Genomic DNA, 22,187 nt, shown 5'->3' on the forward strand with positions numbered 1-22,187 from the left:
TGGTTTTTAAAGGGTGGGTTTCCTACCCTAAATATTTTTTCTCACGCAGAGACGCAGAGTCGCAGAGAGACAAAGAAAATTAGAGATTTTAATCATGGCTTCTACTACTGGTTCGGGTGCAAATTTAAGAAATTATGCTTTAGTTACCCTGGCTTATTGGGGGTTTACTGTTACTGATGGTGCTTTGCGGATGTTGGTTTTATTGTATTTCAATAAAATCGGTTATACACCTTTACAAATTGCGTTTTTATTTCTGTTTTATGAGGTTTTTGGAATTGTTACTAATTTTTTGGGCGGTTGGATAGGTTCGCAATTTGGATTGAAAGTTACTCTTTATAGTGGTATCGGTTTACAGGTTTTTTCTTTGGTAATGTTGTCTTTTTTAAATCCTGAGTGGGTGCAGTGGTTTGCAGTTTTTTATGTAATGGTAGCCCAGGCATTTTCAGGCATTGCTAAAGATTTAACTAAGATGAGTTCTAAAAGTGCTATTCGTTTGGTTGTTCCTCAAGATGCCCAGTCTTCTTTGTTTAAATGGGTGGCTGTTTTAACGGGTTCTAAAAATGCTTTAAAAGGCGTTGGTTTTTTTGTTGGTAGTGCTTTGTTATCTGTATTTGGTTTTGTCAATGCTTTGTTAATTATGGCAGGTGGACTATTTTTAATTATGTTCACTGGTTTATTATTACCCCAGGGTATGGGCAAAATTAAGAAGAAGGTTAAATTTAGTCAACTGTTTTCTAAAAGTCAGGAAATTAATATTTTATCTGCGGCTAGGTTCTTTCTATTTGGTTCGCGGGATGTGTGGTTTGTAGTGGGTTTACCTGTATTTTTACGTGAGGTTTTAGGTTGGTCTTTTTATCAAGTGGGTGGGTTTTTAGCTTGTTGGGTAATTGGCTATGGAATTGTGCAATTTTTAGCACCTAATTTATTACAAAAATTCGGTTCTGGTCGTCCACCGGAATCTCAAACTATCCAGTTTTGGACATTTACTTTAACTGCTGTTCCTTGTGCGATCGCTCTTGCTCTCCAAATCAATTTACCTGCTAATATAGTTATTATTAGTGGACTACTTTTATTTGGTGTGGTATTTGCCTTTAATTCCGCAGTTCATTCTTACCTGGTTTTGGCATTTACTGATGATGATAAAGTAGCCTTAAACGTTGGTTTCTATTATATGGCTAACTCCGGTGGTCGTCTTGCAGGTACAGTATTATCCGGTTTAGTTTATCAATTATTTGGTTTAGTTGGTTGTCTGTGGACATCAATGGTTTTTGTCTTAGCAGCAGCTTTAGTTTCTCTCAAGTTACCTAACCCCCAACCTAGTAAAAATATTGCTTGGAAAGGTGGAGATGGAGAATAGAAATTAAGTGACAGTTGACAGGTGACAGTTGACAGGTGACAGATGTTAATTTCCTTGAGTGTGTAATGTTGCTGTGAATTTATTAGAGTTTTGGAGGACTATATGAATCTACATCACGGAGACAATATAACTCCAATCAAGGCTAAAAGCAATCTCAGCTTTTTTGAAAAATACCTCACTGTTTGGGTGTTTATTTGTATCTTAGTAGGAATTGGTTTAGGTCGTTTATTTCCAGGTATTGCTGTCACACTTGACGCTATTAGTATTTATCAAGTTTCCATTCCTATTGCTATTTGTTTATTTTTCATGATGTACCCGATCATGGTGAAAATAGACTTTACCCAAGCTGTAAATGCCCTGCGTGCGCCAAAACCTGTAATTCTCACTTTAGTCATGAATTGGTTAATTAAACCATTCACAATGGTAGTATTTTCTCAGTTCTTTTTAGGTTGGTTATTTAAACCATTAATTACAGGTACAGAAATAATTAGAGGTAGTGAAATTAGTTTAGCTAATTCCTACATAGCTGGTACGATTTTATTAGGAATTGCGCCTTGTACCGCAATGGTTTTAATGTGGGGATATCTTGCCTATGGAAATCAAGGTCATACATTAGTAATGGTAGCAGTTAATTCTTTAACTATGCTATTTTTGTATGCACCGTTGGGGCGATGGTTACTAGCAGCAAATGATTTAACAGTACCTTGGCAAACTATTGTTTTATCGGTGTTAATTTATGTTGGTTTGCCTTTAGCAGCAGGAATGTATAGCCGTTATTGGATTTTTAAATATAAAGGTAGACAATGGTTTGAAAGACAATTTTTAAAATATCTTTCTCCTGTGGCAATTTCAGCTTTGTTAATTACTTTAGTTTTGCTATTTGCTTTCAAAGGAGAATTAATTGTTAAAAATCCTTTGCATATTTTATTAATAGCTGTTCCTTTGTTTATCCAAACTAATTTCATTTTTTTGATTAGTTATGTAGCCGCATTAAAATTAAATATATCCTATGAAGATGCAGCCCCAGCAGCTTTAATTGGTGCTAGTAATCATTTTGAAGTTGCGATAGCTACTGCTGTAATGTTATTTGGTTTAAATTCTGGTGCAGCACTAGCAACGGTGGTAGGGGTTTTAATTGAAGTTCCTGTAATGTTGATGTTGGTAGAATTTTGTAAACGTACAGCAGCACGGTTTCCCAGAGAACCAGAAAAAGCGACATTACCAGATCCGCGTTGTATTAATGTTTTTAGTGCTAATAATTAGTTGATCAAGATTTAGGAGAAAACAGGAGCATACCAATGAAAGAAAAAATAAACTTAGCCACTCCAAAAACTCTCTAAAACTCTCTTCACTTTGTGTCCTTTGCGTTCTTTGCGGTTCGTTATATAATTTTGTGCATCTTCATACAGAATTGGTATTAGATGTTATCAAACATATCAGGTTTGATTTTTCCAGTCTGTGTCTTCTGTGTTGGTTGTTTATCAATTAAAAAACCATGAAAAAAGTAATGTTTGTGTGTAATAAAAATTCCCGTCGTTCCCAAATGGCGGAAGGTTTTGCTAAGGTTTTAGGACGGGGTAAAATAGAAGTCTATAGTTCTGGTTTAGCAGCCAGTGAAGTAGATCCAATTACTGTACAAGTTATGTTAGAAGTGGGCATTGATATTAGTAGTCAAACTTCTAAACCTTTCACAAACTTTAACCCAGAAGATTTTGATACTGTGATTTCTTTATGTGGTTGTGGGGTAAATTTACCCCAGGAATGGTTATTAAGAAAAGTGTTTGCAGATTGGCAATTAGATGATCCTCAAGGTGAGAATATTGACACATTTCGGCGTATCAGAGATGAGGTAAAGGAAAGAGTTATTAAATTAATTGCCGATTTATCCTAGCATTCAGCTATCAGCAGTCAGCAATCAGCTAAAATTCCTCATCAATCCCAAATAATAGCTGATTACTGATGACTGATTACTTACTAATTTTGCATCCCTTCAGCAATTTTCTGCACAGTTTCAACTGTTAAATTCAAAGCCTGGGCAATTTGTTCCACAGTTAAATTTAAAGCTAATAATCTAGGAACAGCTTCTAATTTTGCTTCCAAGCTTCCTTCTTCACGTCCTTCTTCACGTCCTTCTTCACGTCCTTCTTCACGTCCTTCTTGATAAACCTTTGTTTGTTTCAAATCACTTAGACTAAACATAGCTTCCATCTCCTTTCTACTCATTCTAGGAAACTTGTAAACCAAGATAGTTTCTACCAATTCTAATAACTGTCGTTGTTTGTCATGATTGATTTCCTGCTTGGTTCTGTTGATTAACTCTTTAGCTGTGGTAATTGTTTTGTTTTCATCTTCGATGATTAATTTTATCGTAGCAATACCAATGGGTAAAGATGCACTTTCACCCAGTTCATCTAGATAAATTCGGCTGACACGCTGACTGGTGAAAAATTCACTGTAATGTTGAGTATCTGCTGTATCTAAATTGCGACTGGGATAAATAACAACCCCCCTCCAAGGATTTTGAGGTTGATATTGACGTAGGTATAAAAAAACTTCCGAGAATAAACGGTAATAAATTCGCGCATCGTCTTGAAACTGCACTTCCACGAAATAAATCGGGTTTTGTACATCTTGTTTTGGTAGAAAAACCCCATCTATGCGAAAAGCGGTTTGTTTAATTTCCACAGATGAGAATTTATAGGCCGCTGCGGTTTGTGTTTTCTGACCAATTAATTCAAAAAATATACTCGGAAACTCTTGAAAAAGTCGGTAAAATATGCTGTCAGTTTTCACTATGGATAATTGAGATTTGGGAAATTGCCACTGGGAAAATTTTACTTTTGCTAAGTAACTCAACCTGAAAAAACGTAATATCCATATCCCCAACTTCTTTAAGAAATCAGGGATATGTCCACTTTATACACTTCTATTTTACTTTTAATTATGTTGACCTACTTGTTGCTGATTTACCATCATTATTTATTCTCTCCCCAATCACCAATCACCAATCACCAGTCACCAATCACCATTATCCCACTTTGACGGCAAATACGACTTAGAAATTACGGTTCACCCCAATTCCTGAACGTATTAATTCTCATACATTATTCAGAGTAACAGCAGTTCAATCCATGAACCAACTAAAAACAACCTTTAAAATAAACCGTCCCATCCAAGGTTCGGGAGGTTCGGGAAACCACCCTTCATGGACTGGCTACATAAGTTCAGTATATATATCAGCGTAATTTGTGGTTTTCACCCCAGACTAGCGCAACCATGCTGGACTGACTGCTTATTTTCAATCAGTTGGTTCAAAAGGTTCAAACATAAGGTTCAAATATAAGGTTCAAACATTTAGTCCTTTATAATCCCATTCATTTGTAGTTATACGGAAGCAGCACCCAAAATGGCAAAAGTAGTAGGAATTGACTTAGGTACAACTAACTCTTGCGTAGCAGTGATGGAAGGTGGTAAACCCACTGTAATTGCTAACGCTGAAGGTTTTAGAACCACACCATCTGTTGTGGCGTTTGCGAAAAATGGTGATAATTTAGTAGGTCAAATCGCTAAACGTCAAGCGGTGATGAACCCCGAAAATACTTTTTATTCTGTAAAACGTTTCATCGGTCGCCGTTTTGACGAAGTTACCAACGAAGCTACAGAAGTTTCTTATAAAGTTCTCAGCAGCAGTGGTAACGTTAAACTAGATTCTCCCGGTGCTGGTAAGCAATTTGCACCAGAAGAAATTTCCGCTAAAGTTCTCCGCAAACTGGTAGAAGACGCTAGTAAATATCTGGGTGAAACCGTTACCCAAGCAGTTATCACCGTTCCTGCTTATTTCAACGACTCCCAACGTCAAGCAACCAAAGACGCTGGTAAAATCGCTGGTATTGAAGTATTACGGATTATCAACGAACCTACCGCCGCTTCTCTAGCTTACGGTTTTGATAAAAAGAGCAACGAAACCATCCTGGTATTTGACTTAGGTGGTGGTACATTCGACGTATCTGTATTAGAAGTTGGTGATGGTGTATTTGAAGTATTAGCAACCTCTGGTGATACCCACTTGGGTGGTGACGACTTCGATAAAAAAATAGTTGACTTCTTAGCAGAACAATTCAAAAAAGCAGAAGGTATTGACCTCCGCAAAGATAAACAAGCTTTACAACGTCTGACTGAAGCTGCGGAAAAAGCCAAAATTGAACTATCCAGCGTTACCCAAGCGGAAATTAACCTTCCCTTCATTACCGCTACCCAGGATGGTCCAAAACACCTGGATACTACTTTAACTCGTGCAACTTTTGAAGAACTTTGTTCCGATTTAATTGACCGTTGTCGCATTCCTGTAGAAAATGCTCTCAGAGATGCTAAGTTAAACAAGAGCAATATTGATGAAGTTGTTTTAGTTGGTGGTTCTACTCGTATTCCCGCAGTTCAGGAAGTAGTAAAACGGGTGTTGGGTAAAGACCCTAACCAAAGCGTTAACCCTGATGAAGTGGTAGCTGTGGGTGCTGCTATTCAAGCGGGTGTGCTTGCTGGTGACGTTACAGGTATCTTGTTGTTAGACGTAACTCCTCTATCCTTGGGTGTGGAAACCTTGGGTGGAGTGATGACCAAGATTATTCCTCGTAACACAACTATTCCTACCAAAAAATCTGAGGTATTCTCCACTGCGGTTGATGGTCAAACCAACGTAGAAATTCATGTTCTGCAAGGTGAACGGGAGTTTGCTAACGATAACAAGAGTTTGGGAACTTTCCGCTTAGATGGTATTCCTCCTGCTCCCCGTGGTGTACCTCAAATTGAAGTTACCTTTGACATTGATGCTAACGGTATCCTCAACGTTACTGCAAAAGATAAGGGAACTGGTAAGGAACAATCTATCAGCATTACTGGTGCTTCCACCTTGGATAAAAATGATGTGGAACGCATGGTACAGGAAGCTGAACGCAACGCATCTGCGGACAAAGAACGTCGTGAGAAAATTGAACGCAAGAACCAAGCTGACTCTTTAGCTTACCAAGCTGAGAAGCAATTGGAAGAATTAGGTGATAAGGTTCCAGAAGCTGATAAAACCAAGGTTCAAGCTTTGGTGAAAGATTTGCGGGAAGCAGTAGCTAAGGAAGATGATGAGCAAATCAAGAAACTCACACCAGAATTGCAACAAGCGTTGTTTGCAGTAGGTAGCAATATCTATCAACAAGCTGGTGGTGGTGCTGCTCCTGGTGCTGAAGGTCCCGGTGCTGGTGGTGGTTCTACTCCTCCTTCCGGTGGTGGTGATGATGTGATTGATGCTGATTTTACTGAGAGTAAGTAAGCGGTGATTGGTGATTGGTGATTGGTGATTGGTGATTGGTGATTGGTGATTGGGAAGAATACAAATAACTCCAATCTAAAATCTAAAATCTAAAATCTAAAATTTTTTCCCAGTCACCAGTCACCAGTCCCCAGTCCCCAATCTTCTGGTTCATAACCGGAGGATATTTTTTCTATTGCTTTATCAATTAAATCTAAACCTTGTTGCACGGTTTCTACTAAACTTAATTGTCCGCGCAGGTCTGCTGCACCCGTGAAACCTTTAGCATACCAGGTGAGATGTTTACGGGCTTGACGAACTCCGCGATCGCCTTTATACTCCCATAAAGCATAAAGATGTTCTCTGGCACATTGTAAACGTTCTATGGGTGTGGGCGCTGGTAATAATTCCCCAGTCTTTAAGAAATGGTCAACTTCACCGACTAAAAACGGATAACCCAAAGTTCCACGGGAACACATCACCCCATCTGCACCGGTTTCTTCTAAACATCTTACCGCCGCTTCAACTGAGAAAATATCCCCATTTCCAATTACAGGAATAGATAAGATTTCTTTTACCTTGGCTATCCATTCCCAACGAGCGTTACCATTGTAACCTTGAGCGCGGGTTCTACCATGCACGGTAATCATTTTTGCACCCGCATCTTCCATTCTTTTAGCAAAGTCAAGAATGGTAATTTCTTTATCATTCCAACCAATGCGGGTTTTCACGGTTACGGGAACATCAACAGCTTTCACAACTTCCCGCACAATAGCTTCAGCTACTTCCGGTTGTCTTAATAAGGAAGAACCACCACCATTTTTAGTGATTTTATTAACTGGACAACCCATATTAATATCAACAGTATCCGCACCTTCTGCTACTGCTTTAACTGCTGCTTCGGCTAAAAAATCAGGACGACAATCAAATAACTGAATACTAATAGGGCGTTCGTTGGGGTCTACCTCCATAATTTTTGGTAGTTGTTTGACATAATGCAACCCCGTGGCGTTTACCATTTCCGTATACATCATTGAATCTGGTGCATAACGCCGCACTAAACGCCGAAATACCAAATCTGTCACCCCGGATAATGGTGATTGTAACACCCGGCTTTTGACTTCAAATGAGCCGATTTTTAAAGGTTGGGAAAGTCGAGCTTGAAGAGTGGGGGACAGTGAAAGCATAAGAATAATTCAATAAATTCAATCAATTAAATGAAGTATAATGACTAGAAACAAAGTACATACAGAAAAGTCAAGTACCTTCAAAACGTCTTCGATCCTGCCTTTTGCCTCTTGCCTATTACTTACATTCTAGCTGTAAAGCTGCTTCAACTCTTTGATATTCTGTCATTGCTTTGGATAATTTTGATGGGGCTTCTGCTAAGTTTTTATTACGACCAGAATCTTCTAAATCTTTACAAAATTCAGATAAAGTCTTAGCACCGACAATAGCACTACTAGATTTGAGAGCATGAGCTTCTAATTGTAGTGTTTTTGCGTCTCCTTGAGTAATAGCATCCTGAATCGACTGCAAACGCTGAGGCGTATCCTCCAAATAACATTGTATTATTTCTATAAATTGTTCTGCGTCATTATTGCAAATAATGTCTTTCAGTTCTTTTAAAGCCGAAGCATCAAGTATATTATTAGGCATATTTTCAACAATTTCAATATTACTCACACCTTGTTTTTGACAATTACGTAAAGCGTTTGTTAAATCATCAATTCTAATTGGTTTTGTAGTGTAGTCATTCATCCCCGCTGCCAGGCATTTTTCCCGATCTCCTTGCATAGCATTAGCAGTTATCATACCCAGAGACTGACATTGTAACATCAAGGCTTGGCGATTGATGATATTATCGTCAACTATTAGCACTCGTTTATTAGCAATTAATTCTTGGTTATAAAGATAAGTTTGTACATTAATTTATCCAAACTATTTATTTTTATATAGAAAAATATACCAAATTAGTAATTCTTACAAGAAAAATTATGGTTAAGTTTTGTATTATTCGATCACCGTAGATCCGAAACGATACCCTTTACCGTAAACGGTGTGAATTAGTGCAGATTCTCCACCTATCTCAATCTTACGACGTAACAGGCGAATTAAGGCAGCAATGACATTACTTTCTGGTTGTTCGTCATCTGTCCACAAATGTTGCATAATTTGGCTGTGTGTAAGTAACTGTCCTGCATTTTCCATAAAATATTTGAGTAGATGGCTTTCTTTTTGCGATAGCTCAATTATTCTCCCTTGACGATAGGCTATCTGATTTTCTACATCCAGTTCTAAATCAGCTACTACTAAGCGTCCGACTGTGGTACTGTAAGCATCAAAACTAGAACGACGTAACAAAGCACGGACTCTTGCTAGTAACTCCCGCAGTTCAAAAGGTTTAACTAAATAATCATCTGCACCTGCATCTAAACCTTGCACCCGATCATCTAAGGTATCTTTAGCGGTGAGAAATAGTACAGGGGTAGTTTTACCTTGAGTGCGTAATTCTTGACAAATTTCTAAGCCTGTTTTTCCTGGCAACATCCAATCTAAAATTAATAAGTCATAGGTTTTAGTTTGTGCCAGTTGTCTGCCGCTTATTCCTTCATAAGCAGCATCCACAGTATAACCTTCACGAGTTAAGACACGACTCAAGGGATCTGTGAGTTCGATTTCATCATCAACTAATAAAATTCTCATGTTGCTTGTGGTGAGATAATAAACCGCAAAGACAAAGATATCAAAAAAAATAATGCTGACTGTCGCACTACCAAAAGGGGAATTACTTAAAAATAGCATCCGCTTGCTGCAATCTGCGGGATTGGACTTTAGTGGTTTTTTAGATGCTGGAAACCGCCAACTACAAATTCCTGATGCTAGTGGACAAGCTAAAGGTCTGTTAGTACGAGCGCAAGATGTACCTGTTTATGTGGAATATGGTCAGGCGCAATTGGGTATTGTGGGTTATGATGTGCTACGAGAGAAAAAACCGCAGGTTGGACAATTAGTTGATTTGCAATTTGGTTATTGTCGGATGTCTGTGGCGGTAAAAGCTTCTAGTTCTTACAAATCTCCTTTAGACTTACCTGCTCATGGTCGAGTTGCTTCTAAATATGTTAATTGTGCGCGGGAGTATTTTCAAAGTTTAGATTTACCGATTGAAATAGTTCCTTTGTATGGTTCGGTGGAATTAGGACCGATTACGGGTATGTCTGAAGCTATTGTCGATATAGTTTCTACAGGACGAACTTTGCGGGAAAATGGTTTAGTGGAAATTGCGACTTTGTATGAAAGTACGGCGAGGTTAATTGTTCATCCTTTGAGCTATCGTTTGAATATGGGTAATTTACACAAAGTGGTGGAACAGCTAAGAGTTAATAATTGATAATTGATAATTGACAATTGACAATTGTTTTATTCAAGGTTTAAAACCTCCCCTTGAAAGGTGTAAAAACCCAAAATTCTGCTTTTTCAATCCTCTTCCTTTCAGGGAGAGGTGATTGTCATATCATGTCGTGAGGATAGTTGACAGGTGACAGTTTTAGACAGTGGGTAAGTTTTAATTTTTAAGCTGTTGTGCAAGATTTTTTAATTTTTACCCTCAAAACTCTTGCATTGTTTGAAAGTCAAAATAGCTCAAATTCTTTAACTGTAATGTTTTCCCATTTATTCAGCAAACCCTATTTTACTAACAGCGATCGCTACTTTCCTCGCAAGCATCACATACTCCCTGAACTGTAACCTCGTAGGTTTTTCCCTGCAAACCAGGACGGAGATTTTTTAACTCAATACATTGAAATGTATCCCAAGCTATATCTTCAATAGCACCGCAAGACTGACAGCAAAAGTGATGATGGGGTTGAACATTAGCATCATAACGAGATACCCCCTCTTGCAATAATACTTCCCTCACCAGTCCCACTTCTCTGAGTGCTTGTAGAGAACTATATATAGTGGCCTGGGATGAAACAGGAAAATCTTTATTTAAATCAGTCAGTATTTGCTCAACAGTTGGGTGATCTGTGCGAGATAACAAATTTGCATAGACCGCAAAGCGCTGAGGTGTCACCCGCAAACCCTTGGATTTTAAGGTTTGAATAATTGCGTTTGCTTTTTCCTGCATAACTATTGCCGTATTTATAGAGATTTAACCCTAATTATAGTTTAGCACATTAATGAATTAATAGTATATGTTACTTTTTATAAAAATTAAGTATTTATAACTATTGAATTTTTATTAAATCAGAATTATTCTGAGATAGAGACAAAAAGCAAACACAATTTCACACATCAAAACATCAAGAGGTCAACATGGCTGTAATCGAAACCGTTCCTAACGTTGTCTTTAAAACCCGTGTTCGTGATGAGTCCATTGGTGGACCCAACCCCTTCCGTTGGCAAGATCGCACCACTGAAGAACTGTTTGCTGGTAAGCGTGTAGTAGTATTTTCATTACCTGGTGCGTTTACTCCCACTTGTTCCACCTCCCACCTACCTCGCTACGAAGCACTCTATAACGAATTTAAAGCTTTGGGAGTTGATGAAATAATTTGTATATCTGTAAATGATGCCTTTGTGATGTTCCAATGGGGTAAACAACAAGGTGCGAACAATGTCTTCTTGTTACCCGATGGCAATGGCGAATTTACCCGGAAAATGGGAATGTTAGTAGATAAAGCTAACTTGGGCTTTGGAATGCGGTCTTGGCGCTACTCAATGGTAGTTAATAACTGCAAAATTGAAAAAATGTTTATTGAACCTGGTTTTGATGATAATTGTCCCACCGATCCTTTTGAAGTGTCAGATGCAGACACCATGTTAAATTACCTCAAAAGTGTGAAATAGTTGATTGGTAATTGGTGATTGGTAATTGGTGATTGGGAAAAATAACTAATGACTAATAACTAATCACTAATGATTAATCAATAAAATCCCAAATCTAAAATCTAAAATTGTTATGACCTACGAATTTGACTTATTTGTAATTGGTGCTGGTTCTGGTGGTATTGCGACTGCAAGAAGGGCGGCGGAATATGGTGCGAAAGTAGGAATTGCCGAGTTTGATAGACTGGGTGGAACTTGTGTAAACCGTGGTTGTGTGCCTAAAAAACTCATGGTTTATGCTTCTCATTTTCCCGAATTATTTACTGATGCTGTAGGCTATGGTTGGAGTGCTGTTAAAAGTTCTCTAGATTGGGAAAAGATGATTACCGCAGTTAATAATGAGGTAGATCGTCTGAATGGAATTTATCAAAAAATGTTGGATAATTCCCAAGTTGAGATTTTACAAGGATATGGAAAATTAATTGATAACCATACAATTGTAGTAGGTGAAAGAACAGTTACAGCAGATAAAATATTAATTGCTGTGGGTGGAAAGCCAACAAAACCGGATATTCCTGGAATTGAAAATGCTATTACATCTGATGAGATCTTTCACCTGAAAACACAACCAAAAAGGATGGTGATTTTAGGTGGTGGTTATATTGGTTCAGAATTTGCTTGTATCATGAATGGACTGGGAACAGAAGTTACCCAGATCACTCGTGCGGATATGATTTTGCGTGGGTTTGATGATGATTTGCGAAGTGAAATTCAACAAGGAATGACAAACCACGGGGTAAAAATTCTCAATCACACTCAAATAATTGGCTTTGAAAAAGACGCAGAAGGAATCAAAGTCAAAGTTCGCAAAGATGGCGAGTCTGAGGATACTGTGGTTGTGGATGCGGTGAGTTTAGCGGCGTTAGGAAGGAAACCAAATACTCAAAACTTGGGTTTAGAAAATACCAAAATTCAACTCAAAAATGGAGCAATTGTAGTTGATAAATATAGCCGTACAGACGAAGAAACTATCTATGCAGTGGGGGATTGTACGGATAATATTAACTTAACACCCGTAGCAATTAATGAAGGTAGAGCTTTTGCTGATACGGTATTTGGTGGTAAGTCTCGCACCATGAGTTATGAAAACGTTCCCACAGCGATTTTTACCACACCAGAAGCGGCTACAGTGGGTTTAACTGAAGCAGAAGCGCGAGAAAAATATGGTGATGCAGTGAAAATTTATCGCTCTCGTTTCCGTCCCATGTATTATACTTTAGCGGGTAAAGAAGAAAAAACCATGATGAAATTAGTGGTTGATCAAAATACTGATAAGGTATTAGGGGCGCAGATGGTAGGAACAAATGCGGCGGAAATTATTCAAGGAGTGGCGATCGCCATTAAAATGGGTGCAACCAAAGCTAACTTTGATGCTACAGTCGGTATTCATCCGAGTTCAGCGGAAGAGTTTGTTACCATGAGATAATGTCAGTTGTCAGTTATCACTGATAACTGATAACTGATAATTGATAGCTGATAATTGATAACATGAGCATCTATCCAAATAAAAAGAAATCTCCAGAAAAATCCCGCCAAAATCAAAATGACTGGCGGTTATTTTTGCGTTTATTACCCTATGCTCGCCGTAGCGTGGGTTTATTAGTAGTATCAATGTTTTTGCTCATACCTCTTGGTATTGCTAACTCTGTTCAACCGTTATTAATTGGACAAGCAATATCTTTAATTCGTCAAGAACCCAGTGTTTATGAATTTATCAAAAATCGTTCTTTATATGAAGGTTTAACTATCATTCAAGGATTATTCTTGATAACAATTATTATCAAGTTATTGCTGACAGGATATCAGGGTTATTTAGTACAGAAATTAGGACAGAAAATAACAGCAGAAATTCGTAAAGACTTATTTCATCATGTGACATCATTAGCAGTTAAATATTTTGATCGCACACCCGTAGGTAAACTAATTACTAGACTAACCAGCGATGTTGAAAGTTTAGGAGATGTCTTTGCTACTGGTGCTGTCGGAATTTTTGCTGATTTATTTTCTATGTTGCTAATTATTGGTTTTATGTTTTCTATCCAATGGCAACTAGCGATTCTATTACTACTTATATTGCTACCAATTTCCTGCTTAATTATTTACTTTCAAAAACAATATCGTCAAGCCAACTATAAAACTAGAGAAGAACTATCAAAACTCAATTCACAACTACAAGAAAATATTGTTGGTGTAAATGTAGTACAGTTATTTCGCCGAGAAAAATTTAACGCAGAATTATTTAGAGAGACTAATAAAAAATATGTTGCAGAAGTTGATACTAGCATTTGGTATGATTCTGCTGTTTCCTCTACTTTAGAATGGGTTAGTTTAATTGCTATTGCTGGTGTATTGTGGGTAGGCAGTTTACTAATTTTAAGGGATAATCTCAGCTTTGGTATTTTATCTGCATTTGTTTTATATGGGCAAAAATTATTTTTTCCTCTGCAAAACTTTGCTGAGAAATTTACAACTATTCAAGCTGGTTTTACTGCTATTGAAAGAGTTATTGGTATTTTAGATGAACCAGTAGAAATCAAAGATAAAAGTAACCCTCGGTTATCAATTTTAGATAATCAATTTGGTTATATAGATGAGATAATTAGAGATTTAGAAGCACAGAATTTTAACACTGCACCAGAATTAGGAGAAATTAGATTTGAAAACGTCTGGTTTGCTTACAAAGATGATGATTATGTCATTAAAAATCTAGACTTTATCATTCATCCAGGGGAAAAAATAGCTTTAGTCGGACCTACTGGGGCGGGTAAAAGTTCAATTATCAGGCTGTTATGTCGGCTTTATGAACCAACAAAAGGACGTATTTTGATTGATGGTATTGATATTCGGGAAATACCACAAGCAGAACTGCGGCGTTATATGGCGGTAATTTTGCAAGAGGCTTTTTTGTTTGCTGGTGATGTGAAAAGTAATATTACTTTAGGGGATAGTTACACCTTGGAAGAAATTGAACAAGCAGCACAAAAAACGAATGTTGCTGATTTTATTCAGCAATTACCTCAAGGATATGATACCCAATTAAGAGAAAGAGGAACAAATATTTCTAGTGGAGAAAAACAGCTTTTAGCCTTTGCGCGGGCTGCTATTCGTAACCCGCAAATTTTGGTATTAGATGAAGCTACAGCTAATTTAGATGTGGGAACAGAAGCGTTAATTCAACAAGCATTAAATCAACTTTTAATCAAACGCACGGCAATTATTATTGCTCACCGTTTGTCAACTATTAGGAATGTAGACCGAATTTTTGTATTGAAGCGGGGAGAATTAATTGAACAAGGAAGTCACGAACAATTAATAGCACAAGGTGGACTTTATTCAACTTTGCATAATTTACAAATGTTGGGAACTTAGACGGTAATTGATAATTGATAATTGACAATTTAAGAAGACAAGAGAAAAATTTTTCTACTGAGAAAATTGTCAATTATCCATTGTTAATTGTCCATTGTTGAAACCATTTCAAATTCTAACTGATGACTTTTGAGAAAATCATGAGTGAAATGATCTACCACATTTGTATCACTTAACTCTAAATTATAAAAGTCTACAAAATCATGATCAAAATATGGTCCTGCGTGCCAAGTTCCAACTTCTAATTTAATAAAACAATTTCCAGGAATACGAAAAGCAGCAAGTTTTTCTAATACAGGTTTGTTAATGTCGTTTTTAGGTGGACAAACTGCCATAAACCAATTTTTTCCTTCTAAAGAACCTAAACATTGAGTACATTGGGTATGACGGGTAATTTTATGAAACTTTGTTCCTTTATTGTGCAAACGCATAATATAAAAACGAGGAATACCGTTTTGTAAATTTAATTGTGCGTCTTCTGAATCAAAAGATTTCCCATCTTTGCTGGCAAATATTACTTGTCCATAGGGTTGAAAGTTTTCTGGTGTGATCAATTCTGCTTTTAATTGTTTTAATGTTGAAGATGTAGTCATAAAAAATCCTGCAACAATCCTATTTATCCTATATCCTATATAAATTATAGTTTATTTTATGTGAGTGAAGTACACAAGGGCGGGCAGGATGCCCACCCCACAAGATTGATAATATATTGGTAAATAATATTAACAGTTACCAGTCTAGTTCATGAGGAATTATTGATTTAGGAATAATCTAACCTTGTTTTTCTTTAACAAATTTTGACACGAGAAAAGAATAAGTGCATCTGCCAAATTAACCAAGATTTTACCCGCCAAGCTGCCATTGACTGGTTTTCTGTAGATGATGATGAGGATAATTTGAGGTTGTTTGGTTCATAGTGTAACCATTTAGCTGGTAGGTGTCCCATCGGTGTCATTGGAGATAATTGAAAAGTTAAATCTTCATAATCTAACCATTTTCCATCTTTGCGCCAACCCAGGCGATCGCCTAATTTCTTTTCTGTTTCATAGTCTATTTGACCACCCATTTCACTCCAGATTGTTTGTTGAATTTTAAACCCAAAATAACCATAACTGTATTGTTCCCAAAGTCGGTCAATAATATGCAGGTCTTGACAAGGAAAGTTCTCAATATCTTCTTGATAAACTTCATTCCAGTAATTTTTTTGCATAACTTTAAGCATTAATTTAGCAGTTTCAATATCTGCTTCTTGCCATTTATTTTCTGCCAGCAGATCCCGCAATTTTGTATAGTCAATATTTTGATTTATCAAAAATTCTGGTTGGGAACTAATCTGATTATTAGCTACTTCCATTAATTCTGTCTTTTGAGTCGTAACTAGAGATGATGTAGAGACAAGATTTACTTCTGCTTTGTCTAGAGTTTGGATTTGTTGAGATATTTGTTGAGATATATAATTTGAGATTAAATCAATACCTTGACCCAAGAATAAGCCATTTTCACTGGTATCAAAATTTGGGCTTTGCCAATTTAATAATTGAGATTGAATTAAAACATCTTTTAATCGAGAATTTTTCTCATAACTTTTTACCATAAAATCAAGAAAAGTTTGAGAAAAGGCTTCATTGTCTTCGGTTGTAAATAAATTGGACTGATAATTTAAAATATTTTCCCCTAGATTTTTAATATCTCCCACAGTTGCATAAAAATATTCATCTACTTTCATCACTTCATCTATTAAAGATTGAAAAGGACTAAAATAATCTTGAATAGAATCTTCAAAATTAATGGCATTATGGGCAAGTTTAGCTATTTCTTGACGAATTTTATAAGCTTTTTGTTGATACTCGTAGATTTCTTGATATACTGCTAAATCTTTAACTATTTGTTGTACAATTTTTCTTTGATTCTTAGTGTCTTCTGCCAGTTTACTAATACCTTCACTAATTAATTTAATTTTCTCTAAAGTTAATAAATAAGCATTACTCAAGATGATAACAGCTTTAAAATTTTCTTTTTTCTCCCATCTGAGTTCATTTAAGATCCGCGGATTTTGTTGATTTTTTAGTTCTAATTTACTTCGGGCATCTTCGAGATTTCTGATTTCTAAATATTTTGCTTGAAATAATTTCTTTAAATTATCCATCAACGTTAACAAAAAACCCTGATAACTTTCCTGATAATTTTCCAGAAAATCAATAATCTGATTATAATCTATGATAAATAATTGAATTTCTGCTAAAATTTCCCCTTGAGTAATTGCTGTTTTACGTTTAATTATTCCAGCAATATAATGATAACGAACACCTTCTTTAATTAATTTTTGACGGTCACGAATTTTCTTTTGTAGTGTTTTTACAGCAGGATTTTTTAGAACTGGTAATTGATAGGTTCTTTCATAAATTTTGATGCTTTTATAATTAATAAATTGTTTTGGCTTTTGGGTGAGCATAAGTTTTATTTTCAGTTATTTTCCAAATTTACAGCAGTTTCCAAAGAGATAAATTAGACATTTAGCGGGCAAGATGCCTGTTCCACTTACTTATACAAATTAAATGCACAACAGCTTATCTTGATGAAGTAGTTAGAGAAATTGATTTTTGGCGCTTATAATCTGCAATTGGTAAGAGTTGCCAATGATTATTTTCTGTAAGTTCTAGTACCCATTGATGATAAGCAAATAAACTTTCTCGATGTCCCACACTAATAAAAGTTGTGTTTGTAGCTTGTAATTGAGAATATAAATTTTCTTCGTTTTTTAAATCTAAAGCACTGGTCGCTTCATCTAAAATAGTAAAGCTAGGCAAAGAAATTAATAATCTAGCAAAAGCTAAACGTTGCTGTTCTCCTAATGATAAAATATTCTCCCAAGCCACTTCTGTATCAAAACTCTTGACGCGGGTGAGCAGGTTTTGTAAATTCACTTGATGCAGAATTTCTTCTAGTTGGCGATCGCTCATTTCCCGATCTGGATGCGGATAAAGTAGTTGTTGACGTAGAGTTCCTAAAATTATATAAGGACGTTGGGGAAGAAATAACATTTCCTTTAATGCAGGTCTAACTAACCTACCACTTCCTGCATTCCATAAACCTGCGATCGCTCTCAACAAAGAACTTTTACCCCTACCACTAGCACCAACTATTAATAACCCTTCTCCTGGGGGAACAGATAATGATAAATCTTCAACTATCACTTGTTCATAATTGGGTGTTTTTAAAGTAAAATCCTCAAACCCTAAACGGGGTTCTTCTAGGACTTTAATAGTACCAAAAGTACCCAAATTCTCAGGTTTTTTGCTTACCGATGCTAACGCATCTGAAAATTCCGCTAACCTTTGGACATAACTAGAAAATCTGCCTGAGTTACCAAATTCAGCTATTAATACACCTAAAGCATTGGAAAACATAAAGCTACAAAATGTAGCTTGGCTAATTTCTCCATAATTAATCTGATCTTGAATAAATAAAGGTGTCAGCGTAAACATAGAAAATAAACTAATTGCTGACTGATAAGCACTGTTAAAAATATCTTGCCCTCTTTCCCAATTTAGCCTCCGTTCTGAATTTTTCAGCACATTCTCAAATCTACGTTTAATAATATTTAATTCTTCGGTTTCTCCTTGGAAAAAAGCAATTGATTCCGCATGATTTCTCACATGAGTTAGACAATAATTAAAATCGGCTTTAAATGCTAGTTCTTCTCGATTAATTTTCGCTAATTCTTGACTTAAAAAAATCGCCAATATATTACCGACAATTGTATAAACGATGAGATAAATTGCCACTTGTGAAGAAATAGTCCAAAGAATGATTACAGCAGCAATCATATCCATGAATTTTTCTATAAAAGTAGTGGAAAATCTCAACGCATTGATGGTAATAGGTTCAATTTCTTGGGCTATGCGTTGATCTGGATTAGTAATTTTAGACTTAAAATTGATTTTATAATAGGCTTGATTGCTCAAATATTTAGTTAAAATATGATTATTCAACCACTTGTACCAATCCATAGCTATTTTCTTTCTAATATATTTAGAAAATGCTACTAAAAGTACAGTGACAACGATAAATAGAACAGATATCCATAATGTACCTAGATACTTTTCTAGGTTTTTCTCTTCAATGACGATATCAAAAACGTAACGATTCCAGAAGCTACTAAGACTATTGATACCCACAACGGAAGTGATTAATATCAGCAACAGAATAAACATTCCCCATGAATAAATCACTTCAGAAAATGCTCTTGTTCCTAACTCTGTTGGATACCAATAAGGACCAGCGACTAATTTCAAATCCCGCCAAAGTTGTATAGCAGTGGCAAAAGGATTAAATGGTGTTTGATCAGTAACGCTACGAGTTTGCATAATTTCGATATTTATATCTATTACTTATCTATTACTTTGATTTTTACCAGTTAGAAGAATTTCTGCGATCGCCTGAGAAATTAAAAAATGTGGTGCAAATATTTCTAACCAGAAAAATTCCCCAACTGGATTAATTTCCAGAAAAACATAATCTCCATCAGGTGTGACAATCATATCAATTGCTCCATAGTTTAAACCAAATTCAGCCATCAATTGCAGTAGTTTTTTCTCAATATCTGGCGGTAAATCATAAGCTTGCCAAGCGTCTTTTAATGCTCTCCCTTGTTTACGCCAATCATAGGTAGCTCCTGCACAACTTTGAGAATTTACTGCTGCTGTAAATACGCGCTGTCCCACAATAGTTATCCGCAACTCTAGCGCCTTGGGTACGTTTTCTTGAAACGTCATCGGACAAAAACGCAGTCCTTCCAGATTTTCTAAATCCTCATCTTTAACTGGACTTGTAAACACAAAAAACTGTTCTCCCTGTTCGCCAAAAATTGCAAAGGAAGAAAGCATTTTTGTTACTATACCTTGTTGATGACATTCAGCGGCAAATTGTTTAACTGCTTCTGGGTTGTTAGTCGTCAGAGTGCGTGGGGTAAGCAGTCCTATTTTTCGTGCTATTTGTAGCTGTAGTTGTTTATGATGAGTTCTTTCTACATTGAACATCAAATCAAAATGAAAGCCAGGAAGACTAGCAATCATAGCTCGAACAGTAGCGCGAGATTCGTTAATTGATGCTTCTCTATATTGCTGATCCATCGTGTTGGGAATTTTTGCCCCATAGCGCATCCTGCGATACCAAACCGCAGCAACTTCACTCACATCCAGTTGCTTTTCCCCATCAGTGATCATTACCCGTTCTATATCACCTTGATAAATATCTAATTTGATTTCTGTAGGATATCTGTCAGTATCAAACCGAAATGCTGTTTCTCCTTGATCTTCAATTGCTTTGATCACTAAAGGAATACTTTCATTGTCGTTGCTATATGTGACTATTAAAATTGTCATAAATAAAATATATGTTTTTAATTAAACTTGGTATGAGTTGCTAGTTAGGCTAACTGTCTGAATCAGGATGTCCAGGATTAAAGGATGAACACGATGAAAACAGGGATTTCATCACCTATTACCAATTACCAATTACCAGCCTCAACTAGAGAACTATTGAGTTGTTAGTAATTATAAAACTAGAGTATCAGCGATCGCCTTAGCAATAGGCAAATCCAAATCTTTTTCTAGCATTCCCCATTCACCTATAGGATTAATCTCTAAAAATATATATTCTCCTGATGGTGTAACAATCAAATCTAACGCTCCAAACAACAGCCCCAATTTATCCATAAAGATTTGCAAATGACGCAGCACTTGTTCAGGAAGATCATAGTGTTGCCATACACCAACATCAACACCAGGTTTACGCCAATCTACTTTAGATGTGTCATAAACACTGGCATCTAACGCACCAACAAATACTTTACCATTGACATACACCACCCGCAATTCCCACTGTTTAGGAATTTGCTCTTGAAACACCATCGGACAGTAACGCAGTGACTCCGCATTTTCTAAGTCTGACTCTTTAACCACGCTGGTATAAAGAAAGAAAGAAGTAGATTCCATAGTCTGGGATAAAGGAGTTAATAACTTACTCACCATCTTACCTTTGACTTGATGGAAAAACTCTCTTGCAGCTTCAGCTTTGTTAGTAACGAGAGTCTGAGGAATGACAAAACCTACCTCAGTAGCAACCCGCAGTTGGTGCAACTTATCATTGGCAGCATTTATACATTCTAAATTATCTACCCAATGCGCTTTCCGCAAACTATCCCAGAAACCATTTAAGGTGGCTTGTGATTCTCTTATACAAGCTTCTCGAAACTTAGGAGCTAAGTCTGCACTTAGTTTTGGTTTCCATATTCGCCGCAACCACACCGCTTGTACTTGTTCTGTACTGATAGAATAGCCGCCATATTCTATAGTGTGATAGATTTTGTTGTTATCAAAATGTGCTGTTAATTGTACTTCAAGCGGAAACCTATCAGTATCTAAACGAAATGGTTGCACCCCTTTTTTTAACAATGCTTCAGCCACTCTATCTATTGTGAAAAAATCACCACTGTGAGTAATTAATAAAACAATGTCACGAGACAGGTGCATAAAAACTTTTTGAATTGAAGTTTGATTAACTATGGTTTGCTAAAAAATTCTTTCCATTAGGGCTTAGGAGTCAGGATTTACAGCATATTTCATACCAGTGAGGTACAAACTCAAATCATAAAACCCTTGTGGAACAGACATCCTGCCTGTTAACCTTGTACCTCATTTACCTCGAAACTGCTGTAAGAGGTAGAAGGTAAATATTTCTCCCCATCTTCCCATCTCCCCATCTCTACTGTCACCTGTCACCTGTCACCTGTCACCTGCTATAAATCCCCGATTTCTTGTAGACACCTGTATGGTAGCTGTCCAACGGGTAGAATTCGGGGATATTCAACCAGCAGCGATCGCTTAAATATTTTTGATATCTGGCTATTTATTCAGAAACAAACAGAAGTTTTCAATTTTTTGATGCTGCTATTTCTGCAATTTCAGATTCACTATATTTAGCAATCTTCGCAATCAGAAGGCCACTTGAAAGTAAATATTGGAGGAGGTAATGGCTGTTCTTCTGGTTGTGGTGTTGGTGTTTCTGGTGGTTCTTCTTCTGCGGCCAAGAAGCGAGCGAAAAATGGCAAGGCTTCAATATTCGTTAATGTTGCTGTTGTCATAATATATTCCTGTTTTCCTCAGAGGAACTTTATGTTAGCTATCAAAGAAAGATATATCAGTAAATGAGTGTTAAAGCAAGGACATTTAAGATATTTAAGATATTTAAGTAAATGTCGTTATTAGTAAAGCA

Annotated in this window: 20 protein-coding genes; 9 read left to right on the top strand and 11 right to left on the bottom strand. The window is 36.5% G+C overall.

Going from position 1 to position 22,187, the window contains the following annotated elements; translation table 11 throughout:
- Positions 1–94: 94 nt before the first annotated feature.
- The 3 genes from arsJ (at position 95) to arsC (ending at position 3,248) form a co-directional block, all read left to right on the top strand.
- Positions 95–1,357 (top strand): organoarsenical effux MFS transporter ArsJ, encoded by a 1,263-nt coding sequence (arsJ, locus tag H6F47_RS00460; protein WP_137666017.1) that lies wholly within the window; start codon positions 95–97, stop codon positions 1,355–1,357.
- Between the two features lie 102 nt (positions 1,358–1,459).
- Positions 1,460–2,620: an ACR3 family arsenite efflux transporter gene (gene arsB, locus H6F47_RS00465; RefSeq protein WP_190647252.1), complete on the top strand. Its 1,161-nt coding sequence runs from the start codon at positions 1,460–1,462 to the stop codon at positions 2,618–2,620.
- A gap of 232 nt (positions 2,621–2,852) precedes the next feature.
- Positions 2,853–3,248 (top strand): arsenate reductase, glutathione/glutaredoxin type, encoded by a 396-nt coding sequence (gene arsC, locus H6F47_RS00470; RefSeq protein WP_190647254.1) that lies wholly within the window; start codon positions 2,853–2,855, stop codon positions 3,246–3,248.
- 83 nt (positions 3,249–3,331) lie between these two features.
- On the opposite strand, the gene H6F47_RS00475 is transcribed toward arsC, so the two are convergent.
- On the bottom strand, positions 3,332–4,150 hold the full coding sequence (locus tag H6F47_RS00475) for an Rpn family recombination-promoting nuclease/putative transposase (protein WP_190346681.1): 819 nt from the start codon (positions 4,148–4,150) through the stop codon (positions 3,332–3,334).
- Positions 4,151–4,264: 114 nt separating this feature from the next.
- Between H6F47_RS00475 and H6F47_RS28330 the strand changes: the two genes are divergently transcribed.
- Together H6F47_RS28330 and dnaK are read left to right on the top strand one after the other, a co-directional pair.
- Positions 4,265–4,399 (top strand): hypothetical protein, encoded by a 135-nt coding sequence (locus H6F47_RS28330; protein WP_265586209.1) that lies wholly within the window; start codon positions 4,265–4,267, stop codon positions 4,397–4,399.
- A gap of 364 nt (positions 4,400–4,763) precedes the next feature.
- Complete coding sequence (gene dnaK, locus H6F47_RS00480) at positions 4,764–6,674, top strand: molecular chaperone DnaK (RefSeq protein WP_096571762.1); 1,911 nt, start codon at positions 4,764–4,766, stop codon at positions 6,672–6,674.
- Positions 6,675–6,787: 113 nt separating this feature from the next.
- Here the strand turns inward: dnaK and dusB are convergent, their stop codons facing one another.
- From dusB to rppA, 3 genes are all read right to left on the bottom strand, one after another.
- Complete coding sequence (gene dusB / locus H6F47_RS00485; protein ID WP_137666019.1) at positions 6,788–7,840, bottom strand: tRNA dihydrouridine synthase DusB; 1,053 nt, start codon at positions 7,838–7,840, stop codon at positions 6,788–6,790.
- Positions 7,841–7,958: 118 nt separating this feature from the next.
- Positions 7,959–8,534, bottom strand: a complete 576-nt coding sequence (locus tag H6F47_RS28765) for a response regulator (RefSeq protein WP_137666020.1) — start codon at positions 8,532–8,534, stop codon at positions 7,959–7,961.
- 132 nt (positions 8,535–8,666) lie between these two features.
- Positions 8,667–9,359 (bottom strand): two-component system response regulator RppA, encoded by a 693-nt coding sequence (gene rppA / locus H6F47_RS00495; protein WP_096572838.1) that lies wholly within the window; start codon positions 9,357–9,359, stop codon positions 8,667–8,669.
- 52 nt (positions 9,360–9,411) lie between these two features.
- Between rppA and hisG the strand changes: the two genes are divergently transcribed.
- Positions 9,412–10,044 carry an ATP phosphoribosyltransferase gene (hisG, locus tag H6F47_RS00500; protein WP_096571765.1) on the top strand — a complete coding sequence of 211 codons (633 nt, stop codon included), beginning with the start codon at positions 9,412–9,414 and terminating at the stop codon, positions 10,042–10,044.
- A 303-nt stretch (positions 10,045–10,347) separates the two neighbouring features.
- Here the strand turns inward: hisG and H6F47_RS00505 are convergent, their stop codons facing one another.
- On the bottom strand, positions 10,348–10,782 hold the full coding sequence (locus tag H6F47_RS00505; RefSeq protein ID WP_137666021.1) for a Fur family transcriptional regulator: 435 nt from the start codon (positions 10,780–10,782) through the stop codon (positions 10,348–10,350).
- A 188-nt stretch (positions 10,783–10,970) separates the two neighbouring features.
- Between H6F47_RS00505 and H6F47_RS00510 the strand changes: the two genes are divergently transcribed.
- The 3 genes from H6F47_RS00510 to H6F47_RS00520 all read left to right on the top strand — a co-directional run bounded on the left by H6F47_RS00510 (position 10,971) and on the right by H6F47_RS00520 (position 14,912).
- Positions 10,971–11,504 (top strand): peroxiredoxin, encoded by a 534-nt coding sequence (locus H6F47_RS00510; protein ID WP_096571767.1) that lies wholly within the window; start codon positions 10,971–10,973, stop codon positions 11,502–11,504.
- 112 nt (positions 11,505–11,616) lie between these two features.
- Complete coding sequence (gene gor / locus H6F47_RS00515; RefSeq protein ID WP_190647256.1) at positions 11,617–12,969, top strand: glutathione-disulfide reductase; 1,353 nt, start codon at positions 11,617–11,619, stop codon at positions 12,967–12,969.
- A 62-nt stretch (positions 12,970–13,031) separates the two neighbouring features.
- Positions 13,032–14,912, top strand: coding sequence for an ABC transporter ATP-binding protein (locus H6F47_RS00520; protein ID WP_137666023.1), 1,881 nt, complete (start codon positions 13,032–13,034; stop codon positions 14,910–14,912).
- Between the two features lie 83 nt (positions 14,913–14,995).
- Here H6F47_RS00520 and H6F47_RS00525 read toward each other — a convergent pair whose 3' ends face one another.
- The 6 genes from H6F47_RS00525 to H6F47_RS00550 all read right to left on the bottom strand — a co-directional run bounded on the left by H6F47_RS00525 (position 14,996) and on the right by H6F47_RS00550 (position 22,056).
- Positions 14,996–15,505 (bottom strand): ureidoglycolate lyase, encoded by a 510-nt coding sequence (locus tag H6F47_RS00525; protein ID WP_190647260.1) that lies wholly within the window; start codon positions 15,503–15,505, stop codon positions 14,996–14,998.
- 194 nt (positions 15,506–15,699) lie between these two features.
- The gene (locus H6F47_RS00530; RefSeq protein ID WP_137666025.1) at positions 15,700–17,364 is read right to left on the bottom strand and encodes a GUN4 domain-containing protein; all 1,665 of its coding nucleotides are present in this window, start codon (positions 17,362–17,364) and stop codon (positions 15,700–15,702) included.
- A gap of 115 nt (positions 17,365–17,479) precedes the next feature.
- The gene (locus tag H6F47_RS00535) at positions 17,480–19,279 is read right to left on the bottom strand and encodes an ATP-binding cassette domain-containing protein (RefSeq protein ID WP_137666026.1); all 1,800 of its coding nucleotides are present in this window, start codon (positions 19,277–19,279) and stop codon (positions 17,480–17,482) included.
- A gap of 24 nt (positions 19,280–19,303) precedes the next feature.
- On the bottom strand, positions 19,304–20,296 hold the full coding sequence (locus H6F47_RS00540; protein ID WP_190346679.1) for an MvdD family ATP-grasp ribosomal peptide maturase: 993 nt from the start codon (positions 20,294–20,296) through the stop codon (positions 19,304–19,306).
- A gap of 171 nt (positions 20,297–20,467) precedes the next feature.
- Positions 20,468–21,445: an MvdC family ATP-grasp ribosomal peptide maturase gene (locus tag H6F47_RS00545; protein ID WP_137666028.1), complete on the bottom strand. Its 978-nt coding sequence runs from the start codon at positions 21,443–21,445 to the stop codon at positions 20,468–20,470.
- A gap of 446 nt (positions 21,446–21,891) precedes the next feature.
- Positions 21,892–22,056, bottom strand: a complete 165-nt coding sequence (locus H6F47_RS00550) for a microviridin/marinostatin family tricyclic proteinase inhibitor (RefSeq protein ID WP_096571775.1) — start codon at positions 22,054–22,056, stop codon at positions 21,892–21,894.
- Positions 22,057–22,187 lie beyond the last annotated feature (131 nt).

Source organism: Sphaerospermopsis sp. FACHB-1094 (genome assembly GCF_014696195.1).
Classification (GTDB): Bacteria; Cyanobacteriota; Cyanobacteriia; order Cyanobacteriales; family Nostocaceae; genus Sphaerospermopsis; species Sphaerospermopsis kisseleviana.

What these genes read in the sequence shown, in the direction of transcription:
- arsJ (WP_137666017.1), top strand. Translation starts at nt 95, where the DNA reads ATGGCTTCTACTACTGGTTCGGGTGCAAATTTAAGAAATTATGCTTTA.
- arsB (WP_190647252.1), top strand. Translation starts at nt 1,460, where the DNA reads ATGAATCTACATCACGGAGACAATATAACTCCAATCAAGGCTAAAAGC.
- arsC (WP_190647254.1), top strand. Translation starts at nt 2,853, where the DNA reads ATGAAAAAAGTAATGTTTGTGTGTAATAAAAATTCCCGTCGTTCCCAA.
- H6F47_RS28330 (WP_265586209.1), top strand. Translation starts at nt 4,265, where the DNA reads ATGTCCACTTTATACACTTCTATTTTACTTTTAATTATGTTGACCTAC.
- dnaK (WP_096571762.1), top strand. Translation starts at nt 4,764, where the DNA reads ATGGCAAAAGTAGTAGGAATTGACTTAGGTACAACTAACTCTTGCGTA.
- dusB (WP_137666019.1), bottom strand. Translation starts at nt 7,840, where the DNA reads ATGCTTTCACTGTCCCCCACTCTTCAAGCTCGACTTTCCCAACCTTTA.
- rppA (WP_096572838.1), bottom strand. Translation starts at nt 9,359, where the DNA reads ATGAGAATTTTATTAGTTGATGATGAAATCGAACTCACAGATCCCTTG.
- hisG (WP_096571765.1), top strand. Translation starts at nt 9,412, where the DNA reads ATGCTGACTGTCGCACTACCAAAAGGGGAATTACTTAAAAATAGCATC.
- H6F47_RS00505 (WP_137666021.1), bottom strand. Translation starts at nt 10,782, where the DNA reads ATGCAGGAAAAAGCAAACGCAATTATTCAAACCTTAAAATCCAAGGGT.
- H6F47_RS00510 (WP_096571767.1), top strand. Translation starts at nt 10,971, where the DNA reads ATGGCTGTAATCGAAACCGTTCCTAACGTTGTCTTTAAAACCCGTGTT.
- gor (WP_190647256.1), top strand. Translation starts at nt 11,617, where the DNA reads ATGACCTACGAATTTGACTTATTTGTAATTGGTGCTGGTTCTGGTGGT.
- H6F47_RS00520 (WP_137666023.1), top strand. Translation starts at nt 13,032, where the DNA reads ATGAGCATCTATCCAAATAAAAAGAAATCTCCAGAAAAATCCCGCCAA.
- H6F47_RS00525 (WP_190647260.1), bottom strand. Translation starts at nt 15,505, where the DNA reads ATGACTACATCTTCAACATTAAAACAATTAAAAGCAGAATTGATCACA.
- H6F47_RS00530 (WP_137666025.1), bottom strand. Translation starts at nt 17,364, where the DNA reads ATGCTCACCCAAAAGCCAAAACAATTTATTAATTATAAAAGCATCAAA.
- H6F47_RS00535 (WP_137666026.1), bottom strand. Translation starts at nt 19,279, where the DNA reads ATGCAAACTCGTAGCGTTACTGATCAAACACCATTTAATCCTTTTGCC.
- H6F47_RS00540 (WP_190346679.1), bottom strand. Translation starts at nt 20,296, where the DNA reads ATGACAATTTTAATAGTCACATATAGCAACGACAATGAAAGTATTCCT.
- H6F47_RS00545 (WP_137666028.1), bottom strand. Translation starts at nt 21,445, where the DNA reads ATGCACCTGTCTCGTGACATTGTTTTATTAATTACTCACAGTGGTGAT.
- H6F47_RS00550 (WP_096571775.1), bottom strand. Translation starts at nt 22,056, where the DNA reads ATGACAACAGCAACATTAACGAATATTGAAGCCTTGCCATTTTTCGCT.